Below are 18,070 nucleotides of genomic sequence, written 5' to 3'. Positions count from 1 at the left end.
AACGACAGATATGCCTCCACAGGTTCGCTGACATACTATCGACAACCGTGCCCGACACAGCAACAACTCGCATCCCCGAACCCGAGAGCTCCCTGCCGCCTGCTCACCAGGACCGCCGGAGCGATTATCGGACCACTCGTCTGGTCGCCATCGTCACCGGACTCATCGGGTTCGTGCTGGCAGTGGCAACCCCGTTCATGCCGGTACAGCAGACGACCGCGGCGGTGAACTGGCCTGAGAATGGAGTCGTCGGCGATCTCGAGGCCCCGCTGATGTCGCAGGTGCCGATCGATCTGTCAGCGACGATTCCGTGTTCCGCAGTTGCTCAACTGCCTCCGCAGGGTGGACTTCTTCTGGCGACCGCTCCCGCTCAGGGAGACAATGCTGCGATGAACGCGATGTTCGTTCGGGCCACTGAGACCTCCGTCGACGTGATCGACCGCAACGTCGTGGTCGCGACGGCACCGCGCGAACAGGTGCAATCGGTAGGATGCTCGGAAATCCGCATCACCTCGAACATCGACGCGACGTCTGCGGAGTTCGCCGGTCTGACGACCCCGAGCGGCGACCCGGTTTCCGGTCGCCTCACTGGCGACCTCCGGCCGCAGATCGTGGGCGTGTTCAGCGACCTCCCCGATGGAGCTGCACCGGCCGGTCTGTCGTTCACTGCAAATGTCGATTCCCGGTTCTCGTTGAGTCCGACGGTCATCAAATCCATCTCGATCATCGTGGCCATCCTTGCCACGGTGATCGCGCTCGTCGCCCTCGGCCGCCTCGACGGCACGGACGGAAGGGGGCACCGCAGCTTCTTCCCGTCGAACTGGTGGAAATTCACCCGGCTCGACACCGTTGTCGTCGGCACACTGGTGCTCTGGCATCTTATCGGCGCCAATACATCCGACGACGGCTACATACTCACCATGGCCCGGGTCTCCGAGCACGCCGGCTACATGGCCAACTACTACCGCTGGTTCGGCGTCCCCGAAGCACCGTTCGGTTGGTATTACGACGTCCTCGCCGCGATGACCAACATTTCGACTGCGAGCCCGTTCATGCGGCTACCCGCACTGATCGCCGGGATCCTCTGCTGGCTGCTGATCAGTCGCGAGGTAGCACCTCGCCTGGGTCGCGCCGTCCGGCGAAACAACATCGCCCTGTGGACCGGTGGATTCGTCTTCCTTGCCTTCTGGCTGCCCTACAACAACGGTCTGCGGCCCGAGCCGATCGTGGCGCTCGGCGCGCTGCTCACCTGGTGCTCGATAGAGCGCGCCATCGCGACGGGACGCCTGCTCCCGGCGGCCATCGCGGTCGTGATCGCCGCGTTCACCCTCGCCGCCGCCCCGACAGGCCTGATGTGCGTGGCCGCCCTGCTCGCAGGTGCGCGGCCGATCGTCCGCATCGTCGTCAAGCGTCACCGTCAGGTAGGAACGCTGCCGTTGCTGGCACCGATCGCCGCCGCCGGAACCATTATTTTGGTCGTGGTGTTCTCCACCCAGACCATCGCCACCGTGCTGGAGGCCACCCGTGTGCGCACCCTGATCGGGCCGAACCTCAAGTGGTTCGAGGACTTCCTGCGCTACTACTTCCTGTTGCTCCCGACCGCCGACGGTTCCCTCCCCCGTCGATTCGCGTTCCTCGCGATGATCCTGTGCCTGTTCACAACCCTGTTCATCCTGGTGCGTCGCGGGCGGATTCCCGGTATCGCGACGGCTCCCTCATGGCGGCTGATCGGTGTCGTGGTCGGGACGATCTTCTTCATGATGTTCAACCCCACCAAGTCGACTCACCACTTCGGTGCGTACGCGGGTATCGCGGGCTCGCTCGCCGCACTCACCGCAGTCGCGGTGTCGGCGTCCGTTCTCCGGTCTCGCCGCAACCACACGGTCTTTCTCGCCGGAGTGCTGTTCATGCTGGCGGTGAGCTTCGCCGGTGTCAATGGGTACTGGTACGTCTCGACCTACGGCGTGCCGTGGTTCGACAAGCCTGTGTCCTTCCAGGGATACCAGTCCTACACGTTCCTCTTCATCCTGTTCGGAATCGCCCTGGCCGTGGCCGCGTGGCAGCACTTGCGTGAAGGTTTCGCCGCATCACCCGGTGGCGAAAACACTCGCAGGCGCAGATTCGTCAACAAATTCGCTGTGGCCCCACTCACCGTCGCCGCCGGCATGATGGTGCTGTTCGAAGTGCTCTCGCTTGCCAAGGGTGCAGTTTCGCAGTACCCGGCGTACTCACTGGCCCGGTCCAACTTCGAGGCCCTGACCGGACATAGCTGCGGACTCGCCGATGACGTCCTCGTTGAGACCGACACCAACGTCGGAAACCTCACTCCCATAGCCGATCCCGCACAACCGCTGGCTGACCCTGCCAACCCACTGGGCGGAGCGAATCCCGTCGGTTTCTCTCCCAATGGGGTTGCGTCCGATCTGACTGCCGACGCAGTTGCGGCCGTGCCTGGCGAGCGCAGCACCAACAGCCAGAGCGTCGACCCAAGCCTCGATACCGGACCGGGAGGCGGCACAGGCCAAGTCGGCGTCAACGGCAGCAGCGTCGGACTACCGTTCGGACTCGACCCCAGCACTACCCCCATCATGGGCAGCCTCCAGGGAGGCGTCCAGGAACCAGCCAGCCTGACGTCGAGCTGGTACGCACTCCCCGAACGCAGCAACGACAGCCCACTGATCGTCATATCTGCGGCCGGACGCATATGGTCGGTCGACTCGACCGGCGCCACCACCTACGGGCAGTCACTTCTCCTCGAATACGGAAAACGCCAACCCGACGGTACCGTCGAGCCTCAGGGAACCTACCTCCCCAAAGACATCGGGCCGGCACCGTCGTGGCGCAACCTCCGCATCCCGATCAACGAACTGTCCTCCGACGCCGACGCGGTGCGGATCCTCGCCAACGATCCCAACCTCGCCGGCGACCAGTGGCTCGCGTTCACCCCACCCCGCGTCCCCAAGCTCGAGACCCTCAACTCTATGGTCGGCAACTCGCAGCCAGTACTGCTGGACTGGGCTGTGGCACTACAGTTCCCGTGCCAGCGCCCGTTCGACCACCGGACCGGCGTCGCGGAAATGCCGAACTACCGCATACTCCCCGACTACGTGCTGGCCAACCTGATGACCAACCAGTGGCAGTCCGAGGAGGGCGGTGGGCCGCTGGGATTCTCGTACATGCTCGCCGGCGGCGACACTGTCCCCACCTACCTGCGGGATGACTGGGATCGCGACTGGGGCTCCCTCGAACGGCTCGACCGGTACTACCCTGACGCCACTCCGGCCACACTCGATACGGCAACCGCGACCAGGTCCGGAATTTGGTCACCGGGCACGCTGCGGGTGTACGACACCCCATAGCTCCTGCGTCGCCGAGCTGCTTCGTCGCCCAATGTGACATTCGTTCAGTCAGACTGAACGAATGTCACACCGGGCGACAGTCGAACGGTGAATCGCGGAGTTGTCCACAACTTGCCGTTCATCCACAGGCCGATGTCCGACCTGCTGTTTCCGGGGACGGCCCGATACACCCCGTACATGCTCTGACAATGCGACGAGGAACCTGGGCCGACGATCTCCCTGCGATAGCCGCGATCAGCCACGGCAGTGTGATTCGGGCGGCCACGCTGGAACAGTTGGGTGTCGCGAAGGGCACCATCTCCTCGCGCTGCAACGACGGCGGCCCATGGCAGCGCATCCTCCCCGGAGTGGTCTTACTGCACAACGGACCAACGACGACGCTGCAGCGCAATCTGGCTGCGCTCGAATACGGCGGCCCCGAGTCGCTGCTGTCGGGTCACGCGGCACTGGCCGCGCTTGGCTACTCGCAATCAGCATCGAGAAATGAAGTACTGCTGCTCATTCCGTCCACCCGACATCGCCGGGACTCGTCGTACGTGAGAGTCGAACGGACGTGGCGAATGCCTACACCGATCCACCGAGGGCTTCTGCGCCTCGCTCCACACGCACGCTGCCTGCTCGATGCGGGCAGGCGCACATTGAAGGCCGACAGCTGTCGGGCACTCCTCGCAGGCGGAATCCAGCGCGGCGACGCAACAGTGGACGAACTCGCACGTGAACTCGCTGCGGGCTCCGACCGCGGAAGCCGATTGCCCCGCGCAGTCCTGCATGAACTCAGCCACGACGCGCACTCCGTCGCCGAGGTTCATGCTCAAAAGCTGTATGCCACGAGCGGACTTCCCCCGATGCTTCACAACGTCGACGTGCTGTCTGCCGCCGGTCTATGGATTGCGCGCCCCGACGGTTGGCTCGACGACGTCGCTGTCGCCTGGGAGATCGACTCTCTGAAGTACCACTTTTCGCCGGAACTGCACGAGGCCACGATCGTGCGGCGGGCTCGGATGCAGCGCGAGGGAATCATTGTCGTGACCCACCTACCCAAGATGATCCAGACCGATCCAGCGACTGTGCTCGCGGACCTCCGCGCGGCGCACTCCCTGGCGGCCTCACGCCCGCGGCCACCGGTATGCGTCTACGGAACAGAACCGACGGTCGGCATGATGCTCCTCGCCCCAGCTCCCCCGCGCCCAATGTCACATTCGTGCAATCAGACTGCACCGATGAGTCATTGGGCGGCGCGGCAGGTGGATTCTAGAGGGGCAACAGGTCGTGCTTGCGCGGATTTCGCTCCACCCTCCTGTCGCGCAGCATCGTCAGCGCCTTCCTGATCTCGAGCCGGGTAGTGGACGGCTCGATCACCGCGTCGATGTATCCACGCTCGGCAGCAATGTACGGCGTCGCGATGTTCTCGTTGTAGAAGTTGATCAACTGCCGACGCACAGCGGGTGCATTCTCGCCCGCTGCCTCGATCTGCCTGCGGCCGATCAGATCCACGGCACCCTCGGCACCCATCACTGCGATGCGGGCGGTGGGCCACGCGAAGTTGATATCTGCGCCCAACTGCTTCGAGCCCATGACGGCGTAGGCGCCGCCGTACGCCTTCCGGATCACGACGGTCACCTTCGGCACCGTTGCCAATACGAACGCGAAGATGAACCGCCCACCGCGCTTGATGACTCCGATCTTCTCCTGCTCGAGGCCGGGGAGGAATCCGGGGGTGTCGACGACGAACACCAGGGGAATCTCGAAAGCGTCACAGATCCGGATGAAATGAGCGGCTTTGTCGGACGCCGCGGCATCCAACGCACCGGCCGACACCAGCGGCTGGTTCGCGAGTACTCCGACGGTGCGCCCGTCCACTCGCGCGAAGCCGGTGATGACGTTCAGCGCCACCTGCCCGCAGATCTCGTGGAATTCGCCGTCGTCGAATATCCGTAGGAGGATGTCGTGCATGTCGTAGCCGGCGTTGTCCGCATCGGGGATGAACGTATCCAAATCACGATCGGACGCCGTGATCTCCGGTTCGAGGCCCGGGTTGACTACCGGCGGCAACTCTTTGCAACTCGACGGCAGGAAGCTCAGGTAGGTGCGGACCCACTCGAACGCAGCCTTCTCGTCTGGTGCAACGTGATGGAGGTTGCCGTACTGGGCCTGACTCCGTGCCCCGCCCAGTTCTTCGAGGCTGACGTCCTCGCCCGTGATCTTGCGGACCACATCGGGTCCGGTGACGAACATGTACGACTCCTCGGTCGCCACCAGAATGTCGGTGTTGATCGGCGCATACACCGCGCCGCCCGCGCACTTGCCGAGAATCATCGAGATCTGCGGGCACATGCCGGACAGCGGCTCCTGCCGACGGCCGAGTTCCGCATACCAGGCGAGTGAGGTCACCGCGTCCTGGACGCGAGCGCCCGCTGACTCGTTGATACCGACGCAGGGACAGCCGATCTTGGCGGCAAACTCCATGATGGCGGCCACCTTGCGGCCGAACATCTCCCCTACCGCGCCGCCGAACACCGTCTGATCGTGGGAGAAGACCGCGACCGGACGACCATCCACGGTGCCATGTCCGGTGACGACGCCGTCGCCGTACGGATTGTTCGGATCGCCCGGCAACTTCGCGAGCGCACCCATCTCGACGAAGCTCCCGGGATCGAGCAGCATGTCGATGCGGTCGCGGGGGGACGGCAGCCCCTTCTCCGCACGTTTCGCGATGGCCTTGGGTGACCCGGGCGCCTTCGCCAACTCGAGCTTTTCGCGCAGTTCGGCAAGCTTTTCTGCGGTGGTGGTCACTGATGCGCTCCAGTTCCGGCAGCCTGGATCGCCGCCAGCTTCTTGGTCAGGTCCGCCCCGACCTTCGCAATATACGGCTCGTCGACGATCTGGATGTGGTCGCCACCCACGTGGATGATCTCGAGATTCTTCACTGCTTCGCCCCAGCCGCCGTCGGGCTTGCGGGTCTTGAACGCGGGCTCGAGAGTCGTTGCGTCGTCGTGGTAGCGATCAGCCATGTAGAGGACGACGTCACCGCCATACTCCAGCACCTCGGCGGTTTGGATAGCCCGATTGTCGAGCCACGACGTGCGCTGGTGCTCGATGATTCCGCCGGGGATCTTCGAGCCGCTCAGCTTGAGCAGGTCCGTCAGTATCTTGATTTGCTCGTCGTCGCTCTCGGCGGCGGCCAGTTTGTCGTATGGCAGCGGGTAGTCCACGTTGTACGTCTTCTTCGCGAAGGCCGCGTATCGCTGCCAGCGCTTGCGGATCTCGTCCGGAGTGTCCTCGGTCTTCTCACCGGCCATCACGGTATCGATAAGACCGACGATCCGGACATCGGCGCCGGACTCGCGCAGCAATCTCGCCACCGCATATGCGAGCACTCCGCCGAGCGACCAGCCGTACAGCACGTACGGTCCGTCGCCCTGGATCCCGCGAATGATCGGCAGATATTCCGCAGCCCGGACCTCGATCGACCCTTCGGTGCGTTCAAACCCATACATCGGGGTGTCCGCCGGCAGACGCCTCAGCAGCGGTTCGTACGCCACCGTGGAGCCACCGGCAGGGTGGAACACGAAGACGGGAACCACAGTGGAGCCTTCGTGGCGAGGCCGCAGAGCCCTGACCAGTCCGTCGATCTTGCCGGAGTCCTCGAGGAACCCCCGCACCACATTGGCCAGTTCCTCGATGGTGGTGGAGTCGAGCACGTCGTCGAACGTGATGTCTCCGTTCGCACGTTCGGACAGTCGCGCCGCGAGCTTTTCCGCCGTGTCATCGCTGAGAATCGGAAGAGTGTTGAAGATTCCCTTGGCGGACTCGCCTGTGACGACGGCCCACGTGGCGAACGTCAGACGCTCAGCCGCATCACGAGGCGGTACGTCGGTCCCGGTCGCATCCGCGAACGCCTCCTTGCTGTCCACGGCGGCGGCACTGTCACGGTCGGCCTCCGTCTCACGGTCGGCCTCGGCGGCCTCAGCGGCTTCCTCAGCTTCCTTCTGCGCCCGCTGAGTCTCGGCGAGTGCCTGCACCTCTTCTCGGTTCTCCACCGCGTAGCGCAGGTACTTACCGACCTCCATGAGGTTCGCGTCTCGGACGGCCTGCACCTGCAACTGTGGGATGCCGAATTCGTATTCGACGCGGTTCTTGATACGGACAGCCATGAGCGAGTCGAGGCCCAGCTCGATCAGCGCGATCTCGGCGGGTAGGTCCTCCGGTGCGTAGCCCATCGACTCCGCGACGATCAGCGCGAGACGATCCTCGAGCTTCTGCGAACCGTTCGGATCCCACCTCTCGCCGATGTCGTCGACAACCTCAGGAAGCTCCTCGACGGGAGAGCTGGACTGAACCGGTGCCGCGAGAACGGGTTCGGGCAGAGCCTCACCCGAGGTGACCGCGGCGTCGAACAACAGAGTGAAACTCGTGCCCGTCCTGGCGTGCACCTGCAGCGACGCTCCGCCGGGATGGGAGTTGAGCGTGGTGGTGAGCGTTCCCTCTGCTGGAACATGTGCGTGCAGTACCGACGCTGTGAGCGTCACGTCCGACAGAACCTGGGACGCGGCAGCAGTTACCAGCGCGGGCAGGTCGGTGACGGCACCTGCCTGAACCTCCCACACGTGCCGACCGTCCGGCAACGACACATGCGCACCCGGAACGCGGGCGGCGCCGCTCGAGTTGATCCGGGTTTCCAACCAGTACGGCTTGCGGATCCACGCGGTGCGCGGGACAGCAGCGAAGCCACCCTCAGGCAGTAGCGACGACAGATTGACGGCGTGCCCGTGCACGTACAACTGGGCGAAGGCGGAGAGGACACCGAGTGGCTCGTCCTCCTTGCGCTTGAGCGTCTGGATGAGCTGAATGTCGTGCAGGCCCGCGTCGAACGCGGTGGCCGCCACCGACATCAGCGCCACGGGATTGGGTGCCAACTCCACAAACGTGGTGTGCCCGCTGCCGACGGCGAGTCGGACGGCGTTGGTGAAGTACACGCTGTAGCGCAACCCCTTCGTCCAGTACTCCTCGCGGTGGATCGGCTCGTGGCCGGCGCGGTAGAAGGTGTCCTGGTCAACAGAGGAGTACACACCGAGTTTCAGCTTGGTCGGCTCGATTCCCGCCAGTTCCGCGGCCAGTTCACCCAGCAGCGGGTCGACCTGAGCGGTATGGCTCGCACCCTTCGTCTTGAGTACGCGCGCCATTTTCTCTTCAGCCTCGGCGCGCGCGACGATGGCGTTGACCTCCGGCTCCGGGCCGCCGATCACGGTGTGCGTCGGGGCTGCGTACACACAGACCTCGAGGTGCGGGAAGTCGGTGAGGACGGTCTCGATCTCCGCCGCGCTGTACTCGACGAGCGCCATGAGGCGGATGGCGTCACCCTCGAGCGTGGCCTCGGCCTCGCCCATGAGCCGGGAACGGGCGCAGATCACGCGGACCGAGTCCTCGAGCGACAGACCTCCGGCAATGTAGGCCGCAGCAGCCTCGCCCATGGAGTGTCCGACGACGGCGTCGGCTTCGGCGCCGTGGTGACGTAGCAGCGCAGCCAGACCGACCTGGATGGCAAAGATCCCGACCTGCGATGTCTCTACGTCATAGTCGACCGCGTCGTCGAGGAACTTCTCCTTCATGGAGTAGCCGGCTTCATCCTCGATCAGCGCGTCGACCTCGTCGATCGCGGCCGCGAAGACCGAGTTTTCCAGATACAACTGCTTGGCCATCTTGCGATGCTGCGAACCAAAGCCCGACAGGACCCAGACTGCACCACTGGATGACGGCGAATCCGCAGAAAACACGCCGTGACCCGGCTTGCCGGCGGCGACCGCACGCAATCCGGTGATGGCCTCGGCGCGAGTGGCGGCGAGCACCACCGCACGCGAGCGGCCGTGGTTGCGGCGCGCGAGAGTTCGCGCGACGTCGGCGAGCGGAGTGGTGCTGCCCTCCTCGGTCTCGAGCCAGTCGGCGAGATCCGAGGCGGCACGGCGACGCCGCGATGGCAGCGCACCCGATACCGCGAGCACCACGGTCTGCTCGACGCTCTGCGACTCCGTCGCGTCAGATTCCTCCGTCTCCTGGACCTCGGGAACCCCTGCCGCCTCCTTTGCGGCCGGATCGGTGTACTCGCGCACCACCACGTGAGCATTGGTGCCGCCGAAGCCGAACCCGGACACGCCGGCGACGGCGGAACCCGTGTATCGCGGCCAGGCCGCGCCCTCGGGGATCACCTGCAGGTGCGCCTTGTCGAAGGCGATGTATGGATTGGGGCCCGCGAAATTCAACGTAGGCGGCAGAATGTCTTCCTGCATCGACAGGACGACCTTGATCAGACCTGCGGCCCCCGCGGCGGCCTCGAGGTGCCCGAAGTTGGTCTTGGCGGAACCGAGCAGCGCGGGTTGGTCGTCAGCGCGTCCACGACCGACGACGCGCCCGAGCGCATCGGCCTCGATGGGATCACCGAGGATCGTTCCGGTGCCGTGAGCCTCGATGTAGTCGACCCCCGAAGGATTGATGCCCGCATCGCGGTACGCGTGCCGCAGCACGTCGGCCTGTGCATCGGGGTTCGGGGCGGCAAGACCGTTGGAACGCCCGTCCTGGTTGACCGCGCTGCCCGCGATGACGGCCAGAACCTCGTCGCCGTCGCGCTCGGCGTCCTCGAGGCGCTTGAGCACGAGGAGACCACCGCCCTCGGCGCGAACAAAGCCGTCGGCATCGGCGGAGAATGCCTTGATCCGGCCGTTCGGCGCCATCACACCCAACTGGTCGAATCCCAGCGTGGCGGGCGGGGCGACGAGCATGTTGACGCCACCAGCGAGCGCGACGGCCGATTCACCGGACCGCAGCGAGCGCACCGCCTGATGCACGGCGACCAGTGACGAGGAACAGGCAGTATCGAGCGCGATGGACGGGCCGCGAAAATCGTAAAAGTAGGAGACCCGGTTGGCGACGATGGAGGTCGACGTACCAGTCAGCGCGTAGGGGTGCGCGTTGACGGGGTCGCTGACCGCGAGGAGTTGGTAGTCGTTGGCGGAGCTGCCGATGAACACACCGACCTGCCCACCCTTCAAACTGCTCGCGGGGATGCGGGCGTGCTCAAGCGCCTCCCAGGTCAGTTCCATCGCCAGACGCTGCTGCGGGTCGACGTTCACGACCTCGAGCGGGGACATCGCGAAGAACTCGGCGTCGAAGGTCTTCACGTCGTCGAGGTAGCCGCCCAGCGTGTTGGCCTTCTCGACCGCAGCCTTGATCTGCGGGTCGGAGGTGAACTCCTCCCAACGGCCTTCAGGCAACTCGGAGATGCCGTCGCGGCCCTCTGCGAGCATCTGCCACATCTCGGCAGGAGTCGTTCCTGCACCCGGGAAGCGCGCGGCCATACCGACGATCGCGATGTCGTGCGCGTCCGATGTCGGAACCGAGGCGTAGTAAGCGGCATCGGCCAAGTCGTCGGGCTGCTCCGGTTCACCCTCGATGATACGGGTGGCGAGCGACGCGATGGTGGGGTGCTGATAGGCAACGGTCGCGGTGAGCGTGACTCCCACCAGTTCCTCGATCTCGCCACTGAGCGCGACGGCGTCCCGAGACGACAGACCGAGCTCTTCCATCGGGCGGTCGTCGGTGATCAGACCAACTGGTTGGCCGGTTGCATCGGCAATCCAGTTGCGCAGCCACTCACGCAGCTGCGCGACAGTCAGGTCACTGGCAGTGCCGGTCGCTTCGCTCGCCGTCACATCCCCCGTCGTCACATCCCCGGTCGCTTCGCTCGCCGTCACATCCCCCGTCGTCACATCCCCCGTCGCTTCGCTCGCCGTCACATCCCCCGTCGTCACATCCCCGGTCGCTTCGCTCGCCCCGCCACGATCATCATCTATTTCAGCCATCAACTCACCAAGCTCCCGTCAGGAAGTAGACCTATTCGTCAAACGCTATCGGGGAAGGCGGTCTGCGTGTACCCACCGCGCAGGGTGCCCTCGATGTAGCTCGCCTTGCATGCGCGGCGTGCGATTTTGCCGCTCGATGTACGGGGGATCGAGCCTGCAGGCACCAGCAGAATGTCCCGCGCGGTCACACCGTGCCTGCTCGACAGAGCTGCGCGCACCGTGTCGGCGATGGGCTGGGGGTCGGCCTTGCCCGAACCCGGTGCGCGCTCGGCCACTATCACGAGTTGCTCGGAGGAGTCATCCGGATCGAAACTCAGGCCCGAATGACTGTTCGCGAATACGACGGCAGGCAACTGGTTGGCCGGCACCGCGAACGCGGCTACGAAGCCGGGGCGCAGAGAAGCGCTGGCCTCCTGCGCCGAGGCCTCGAGATCCTGGGGGTAGTGGTTGCGACCGTCGACGATCACGAGGTCCTTAACACGACCGGTGATGAACAGTTCGTCGTCGATGTAGACGCCGAAGTCGCCGGTACGCATCCAGTTGACGTCCTCGGACGTGCCCTCGGTATGGCTGCCGACGGCGAGACGGTGCTCGAGCTTATTGTGGAACGTCTCGGCGGTCTCGGCGGTGCGACCCCAGTAGCCGGCGCCGATGTTCTCACCGTGCAGCCAGATCTCGCCTACGCGTTCGTCAGCCTGCTCAATGCCCGACTCCGGGTCGACGATGGCAGCCCACTGACTTCGCGAGACGTAGCCGCAGGAAACCTGCGGGATGGCGTTCTCGGCGTCCTGATCGACCTTGACGACGCGACCGGAGTTGAGTGCGTTGCGATCGACGTAGATGACGCGCGCCTCGTCCGAGTGGCGGGTGGAGGACACGAACAACGTTGCCTCCGCCATACCGTACGACGGCTTGATCGCCGTCTTCGGCAGACCATACGGCGCGAACGCCTCGTTGAACTTGCGCATCGACGACGTAGTGACCGGTTCACTGCCGTTGATCAGGCCGATCACGTTGCTCAGATCGAGGGTCTCACCGTTCTTGGGCAGACCACGGGCCGCCGCGTGTTCGAACGCGAAGTTCGGCGCGGCGGCGAACGTGCCCGCACCGTCGGACACGGCAGCGAGTTCCTTGATCCACCGGTACGGCCGCTGCACGAACGCTCGCGGACTCATGATGGTGATGTACTTGCCGCCCAATGCGGGCAGAATGATGGTCAGCAAACCCATGTCGTGGAACAGAGGCAGCCAAGTAACGCCTCGCGAGTTCTCGTTGAGTTCGATGGAATCGACCATCTGTAGTGCGTTGGTGCCCACGGCGCGGTGCGTGACCTCGACACCGGCGGGCACGCGAGTCGAACCGGACGTGTACTGCAGGTACGCGATGTCGTCAAGACCGATCTCAGGGCGCACCCAGGACTCGCCGACGCTGTCGGGGATGGCGTCCACGGCGATGACCCGGGGACGCTCAGCAGCGGGAAGGGACCGGAAGAACTGGCGAACACCCGCGGCAGAGGAGGTAGCCGTGAGGATGGCAGCAGGCTTGCAGTCGCCGAGGACGGCGTTGAGGCGGTCGCTGTGACCGGGCTCGTCGGGATCGAAGAGCGGCACCGCGATGGTTCCGGCGTGGATGGCCGCGAAGAAGGAGATGACGTAGTCGAGACCCTGCGGCGCCAGAATGGCGACGCGGTCGCCCCGCTCCGTCACCTGCTGGAGACGCGCCGCGACTGCGCGCAAGCGGTGTCCGAACTGTTCCCAGGTCAGCTCGTGTGCTTCGCCGTCACGCTCCCGCGAGTAGTCAATGTAGCGGTATGCCAGGTCGTCCGCGTTCTCGCGGGTATGACGCTGGACGTAGTCGACCAGCGTGCTCTCCGAGTCGAGCCTGATCTGGCCCTTCTCGTCGATAAAGTCATCGAACAACGCGTTCATTCCATCTCCTCCGAAGCGATCACACAGACATGCCATCATGACCGCGCCCCAGACTTCGTTCGCCTAATCGGATCTTGTCCAACTCATGGGATCACGTGAAACGCCATCGCCTCGGACACCTACTAATCGATCGCAAACCATCGATATGTTACAGATCGGCATTGCCACCGCTGTTTACGCCGCATCTATTCGCCCTTCAGCTGCGAGATGATCGGCGCAAACGCATCCATCTGCGTGGGGAACACACCGACATAGGACATTGTCGTCTTCTCCCGGACCATGCGAATCTGATCCGCGATCTCGTCGAAGCTTCCGATGGCAAGATAGGGCGAGCTCAGGATGTCCTCGACGGACAGCTTGGCGTCGACCTCAATGTTGGGCGGGAAGCCCTGATCGAGCGCCGCGAGCGCCATCTCAGCGGTCTGCTCACGGTCGTCAGTGATGACGATGGTAGTGATCGTCCAATTGAGTTCGATATCGTCGAACCGATCACCGGCTGCTTCACGGATCCGGTCGACGCGTTCCATGGTCTTCTCGAGCGTGACCCCCGACAGCAGGAGCCTGCCTTCCTTGCTGGTGGGAGTAGCCACCGAGATGATGTCCGCGTACTTCGCCGCCAGTGCCAGCATCTTGGGCCCACCACCGCCGACCGCTATGGGAGGCCTCGGGCCCTGACGCGGCCGCGGGCTGCCTTTCAGCCCCTTGATCTGGTAATACTTGCCGTCGAAGTTGCATTCTTGACCGCGCAGCAGGGTGTCGAGGATCTGCAGGGACTCCTCGAGCTTCGCGATCCGCACCGCGGGACGCTCGTAGTCGATGCCGCCCTTGTCGAACTCTTCCTTCATCCAGCCGGCGCCGATACCGAGTTCGAGGCGGCCACCAGACAGAACGTCGATGGTAGCCGCGTCCTTCGCAAGGACCGCCGGATGCCGGAAGCCGTTGGCGAGCACGGCGGTGCCCAGACGAATCTTGTCGGTAGCGATCGCGAGCGCGCCGAGCGCGGCGATCGGACCCACCTGGTTGCCCAGGTGGTCGGGGATCATGAAGCTGTCGAATCCGAGTTCCTCGGCCTTCTGCGCGAGCTTGACGAACCTGCGCGCGCCGCCCTCCTCCGCGTTGCCCTCTCCGCCGGCCGCGAATCGGAACCTACGCAACGGCCTGGCATCGGAACTCATGAATAGCTTCTCCTGTGGTGATACGTCCGCGGTACAGGACGTAAATCGCTGGGCTAGGGTCCGGTGGAACGACAACAGTGCAGCACTCTACATCTGCTGAGCACCGCTCACTACCGACCAGTAAGAAATTCGCCAATCTCGCCGATCCCGTCCCTCACAGAAATCAATAGTGCGCAGGTACAGGAGCAGCCTCAATCTTTTGGACAGCCCAATCCGCGATCCATTGGGTGGCCGTCGTGCCGGTGTCGTCCACTACGTACGAGTTGTACATCGCGTGTACCGGGTTGTTGTTGTACTCGAGCAGTCGCAGACCGCTGCCGATCCAGTTGCTCGGCTTCAACGCCTTGGGCGGAGCGTCACAGATGCCGTCAGAAGGTGCACAGATTTCCACTGCGCGATCTGCGAGATCGCCGAATCCGCCGGGACGCGGACCAGTCATCGTGATTCCGGGGATCTTCAGACCGGCCAATGACAGTTCGGCCCCGACTCCGGTGACCGGCGTACCGACGTCGGTGGCGGCGCCCGGATCGCGGCGGCCGTCTGCGATGAGTCCGACGCCGAGCACGAGGTCAGCGGGGATCGGGCCGTCACCGCTACCGATACTGGACGCGACGTCACCGGCAATCACCGCACCCTGAGAGAACCCGGTCAGAAGGAACGTGGTGAGCGGGCACTCGTCGTGACGCCGGATCAAGATGTCATTGGTGGCGGCGGTGCCCGCCGCGCGGCTCTTGTTGTACGACTGCTGCCCATCCGGCGGGAAGGCCACCGGATTCGAAAACTGCGCGACGTACGGAACCGTGTAGACGTCGGCTCGCGAGGAATCGAACTGCTCCTGCAGCGGACGCGAAACATTGAGCATCAGCGATGCCGGATTGGCCGAAGGGTTATACGGATCGTCCGTGTCACTGGATTCCCAAGTACCGGGGATGGCCACAACCTGAACATCGGGGCAGGTTGCCGGTTGAGCGTTCGGACGCTCCGGACCGGGCGGGATCGGGATCGGCTTGGGCACCCGACCGGCGAGGAGATACCAGAGCGCGATCAGCGCAACGAGAATCACCGCAAGGACCACGATCAGCACCAGCAATTTGCGTAGCGGGCCGCTCTTCTTCCGTGTTCCCCGCCTGGTCGACGTCATCGACGTCTACCTGCAGTAGGTCGCGTGCGCGACATCCACGTAGGTCTGTGCGTCGGCCGTGACCTGCTCCTGGGTCAGTTCCCTACCCGCGGCGGACGCTTCGGTGCCGACCATCGCCGTGACGAACACCATCGTGTCGGAATCACTCTTGCCTTCCGCCTCGGCCTGGCAGATGAAGTCGGCCGTGCTGATCGCCATGGTGCCGTCGATCGCAGGCTCGATGCCCTCGCTCTTCAGAGCATCGAGGAACCTCTGCCCGTCGCCGCTGACCGCGACCTGATCGGGGCCGGGAAATTCCTCCGGAAGCGCCTCAGGCTGCGCCGGCGGAGCCGTGGCTGCTTCACCTGGGCTGGTCACCGGCGCGGACGCGCCGGCATCGGGAGCCTCCGAGGTCGAACTCTCGTCGACGGAGCCGGCAGCAGACGTAGTCGCGCTGGCCGACGGGCTGGAAGTCGCGGTGACGTCGTCGCTACCGCAAGCGACCAAGAGTCCGCCTGCTGCGATTGCAAGTGCGGCGACCGCGATCTTCCGCCCGAAGGTAGTGCCGAAACGTGAGTGCTGCGCCATCTATGTCCGTCCTTAGCTTCTGGAAGTCAGCTCTTCAAGTCATTGTCTTCAGACAGGTTACAGTCGCAGCGGGCGAGACCTGGCCGGTCTGGCCTGGTCCCGCCCGCTGCGTGTGGGATATCTAACGAGACCGGACCCTCAGTGAACCTCGGCCTGACCGTCGATCACAGTGATGTAGCCGAACTGGAAATTCTGCTGTACGCCGCCGGGGATGGCGAACTTGTCACTGATCGGGAATCCGATACGGCCGGCCTCGTAGCCGACGCTCTCCCACGCGTCGAAGATCGGCCCGTTCTCGATGGCCCAGGCACCCGACAGCGGACTCCAGTAGATGTTGCCGCCCTCGAACTCGTTGAATTTCCCGCCGTCCTTGACGCCGACCTCGCTCGTCTTCGGGAATCCGAGCCAGCCGCCTTCGTAGCCGAGGTCGGCATACTTGGCCATGATCATTCCCTGCACCCCGTGGGTGCCGTTGGCAGGGTTGGAGTACATGGTCCCGATCTCGAACCCCTGCACCACACCATCCTTGCCGGGTATGGCAACTTGGTCGGCCACCGGATATCCGAGCGGTCCACCTTCCCAGCCCTGGTCTGCCCACTCGTCGCGGATCGCACCGCTGACAGCATGCGCACCGGTCTGCGGCGTCCAGTAGATGGAGCCGTTCACGAAGTGGTTGTAGTGACCGCGGCCGTCCGGTGTTCCCAGATCGGGGGTCGTCGGGAAACCGAGCGGTCCCTCCGGACCACCGCTGACCTGGTACGCGCCGCCGATGGCACCAGCCACCGCTTGCGCACCTGTGTCGGACTTGGCGAAGATCCGGCCGTTCGTGAAGTCCTGAACCGTGCCGTCCGCGACGCCGTACTCCGGGGTCAGACAGTCACCGATCCACTGGTTCGCTCCTACGGCCCCTCCGATAGCGCCCGAGGTTCCGCACGCCGGCTTGTTGGCGTCGACGCCGACGGCACTCGCGAGTTGAGGCCACAACTGATGAAGCTCGAACTGCCAGTACGGCCACGAGTGGGTGCCGGACGGCCGGTAGTTGATCTGTGCCGGGATACCCAGTTTGTTGAGCTTGGTCGCGAACGTCTGCGACGTGAGTCGCGACAGAATCTCGAGTCCCATGCCCGCGTAGTTGGTGCTGACACCCGGGATCCCGGACGGCTGGTCGTACGGACCCGTGGTTCCGCTACCGCTCGAGACGTAGAGGCTGACGCCCTTGAGCTTCTCGGCGAGCAGGTAGGGGTCATGTTCATCCCACGCCGGGCTCGTCGGCGGACCCCACATGGCATCCGCATCGAAGCCGCCCGCGTCGCTCATCGCATAAGACACCGCCTGCGGCATCCCGAGTGCGGTGGTGGTCAGAATGCCCGACAGCGAGGCAGCGAACTTGAAGAACCCCTGATTGCGCGCCGCGAGGAACATCGCGGACGTTCCACCCATGGACAGCCCGACAGCGCCGCGCGTCTGCGTCGTGCGCCAGTCGCCCTCGAGGATGGGCGGAAGTTCCTTGGTTAGAAACGTCTCCCACTGGTAGTTCTGGCCGTTGTCCTGGGCCAGCCAGTCGGAGTAGAAGCTCGATTCGCCACCTACCGGGAGGACGACGTTGACGTTCTTGTCCGCAAAGAACGGCACGGCGTCCGTCTCGAGCGTCCAGCCGCTCTCGTTGTCCTGCGCCCGCAGACCGTCGAGCATGTATACGGACGGGAACTTTTCGGTCGGCTTCGCGTACCAATCGCGTGCCAGCAGTAGCTGGACCTGGATCGGCACACCCATCGACGGCGAGTTGACCCACAGAGCGACGCGGCGCTCGGACAGCCAGTCGACGCGACTGACCGTGGCGCCGGCGCTCGGGGTGTCCACCGGCGCCTGCGCAGCGGCCGGTGTTGATGCGTGCGCTGGAACCGGCGCCGCCGAAACGGTGGCGGTCTGGGTCAACCCGACCGCCACCGGTACGACGAGCGCAGCAGCAAGCGATGCGAGCGCCCGCCCGCGACGGCTTCCGACTGCCGTCCGCTGACGTTCTGCTCTGAACAGGCCTACTCGCATA

The 18,070-nt window shown here is 64.6% G+C and carries 8 protein-coding genes and 1 pseudogene; 2 read left to right on the top strand and 7 right to left on the bottom strand.

The features are described from left to right. Positions 1-47 precede the first annotated feature (47 nt). Together RM2_RS11255 and RM2_RS11250 are read left to right on the top strand one after the other, a co-directional pair. Positions 48-3,359, top strand: coding sequence for an arabinosyltransferase domain-containing protein (locus RM2_RS11255; protein ID WP_072689129.1), 3,312 nt, complete (start codon positions 48-50; stop codon positions 3,357-3,359). Positions 3,360-3,547: 188 nt separating this feature from the next. Next, positions 3,548-4,507, top strand: a pseudogene (locus tag RM2_RS11250) (hypothetical protein); the annotation flags it as partial. 103 nt (positions 4,508-4,610) lie between these two features. Here the strand turns inward: RM2_RS11250 and RM2_RS11245 are convergent. The 7 genes from RM2_RS11245 to RM2_RS11215 all read right to left on the bottom strand — a co-directional run bounded on the left by RM2_RS11245 (position 4,611) and on the right by RM2_RS11215 (position 18,069). Continuing rightward, entirely contained in the window at positions 4,611-6,152 is a 1,542-nt protein-coding gene (locus tag RM2_RS11245; protein ID WP_072689127.1) for an acyl-CoA carboxylase subunit beta, read from the bottom strand. After that, positions 6,149-11,026, bottom strand: a complete 4,878-nt coding sequence (gene pks13 / locus RM2_RS11240) for a polyketide synthase Pks13 (protein ID WP_072689397.1) — start codon at positions 11,024-11,026, stop codon at positions 6,149-6,151. Before pks13 ends, RM2_RS11245 begins: the two co-directional genes overlap by 4 nt. Before the next feature lie 224 nt (positions 11,027-11,250). Beyond that, positions 11,251-13,140: a long-chain-fatty-acid--AMP ligase FadD32 gene (gene fadD32 / locus RM2_RS11235; protein WP_072689125.1), complete on the bottom strand. Its 1,890-nt coding sequence runs from the start codon at positions 13,138-13,140 to the stop codon at positions 11,251-11,253. Between the two features lie 185 nt (positions 13,141-13,325). Further along, the gene (locus tag RM2_RS11230; protein WP_072689123.1) at positions 13,326-14,315 is read right to left on the bottom strand and encodes an LLM class F420-dependent oxidoreductase; all 990 of its coding nucleotides are present in this window, start codon (positions 14,313-14,315) and stop codon (positions 13,326-13,328) included. 163 nt (positions 14,316-14,478) lie between these two features. Further along, positions 14,479-15,456: a cutinase family protein gene (locus RM2_RS11225; protein ID WP_072689122.1), complete on the bottom strand. Its 978-nt coding sequence runs from the start codon at positions 15,454-15,456 to the stop codon at positions 14,479-14,481. 6 nt (positions 15,457-15,462) lie between these two features. Beyond that, entirely contained in the window at positions 15,463-16,023 is a 561-nt protein-coding gene (locus RM2_RS11220; RefSeq protein WP_072689121.1) for a DUF732 domain-containing protein, read from the bottom strand. A gap of 138 nt (positions 16,024-16,161) precedes the next feature. Further along, the gene (locus RM2_RS11215) at positions 16,162-18,069 is read right to left on the bottom strand and encodes an alpha/beta hydrolase-fold protein (protein ID WP_072689120.1); all 1,908 of its coding nucleotides are present in this window, start codon (positions 18,067-18,069) and stop codon (positions 16,162-16,164) included. Position 18,070 lies beyond the last annotated feature (1 nt).

Source organism: Rhodococcus marinonascens NBRC 14363 (assembly GCF_001894885.1).
Classification (GTDB): Bacteria; Actinomycetota; Actinomycetes; order Mycobacteriales; family Mycobacteriaceae; genus Rhodococcus_F; species Rhodococcus_F marinonascens.
This window is presented reverse-complemented; position numbering and strand designations above follow the sequence as displayed.

What these genes read in the sequence shown, in the direction of transcription:
- fadD32 (WP_072689125.1), bottom strand. Translation starts at nt 13,140, where the DNA reads ATGAACGCGTTGTTCGATGACTTTATCGACGAGAAGGGCCAGATCAGG.
- RM2_RS11230 (WP_072689123.1), bottom strand. Translation starts at nt 14,315, where the DNA reads ATGAGTTCCGATGCCAGGCCGTTGCGTAGGTTCCGATTCGCGGCCGGC.
- RM2_RS11225 (WP_072689122.1), bottom strand. Translation starts at nt 15,456, where the DNA reads ATGACGTCGACCAGGCGGGGAACACGGAAGAAGAGCGGCCCGCTACGC.
- RM2_RS11220 (WP_072689121.1), bottom strand. Translation starts at nt 16,023, where the DNA reads ATGGCGCAGCACTCACGTTTCGGCACTACCTTCGGGCGGAAGATCGCG.
- RM2_RS11215 (WP_072689120.1), bottom strand. Translation starts at nt 18,069, where the DNA reads ATGCGAGTAGGCCTGTTCAGAGCAGAACGTCAGCGGACGGCAGTCGGA.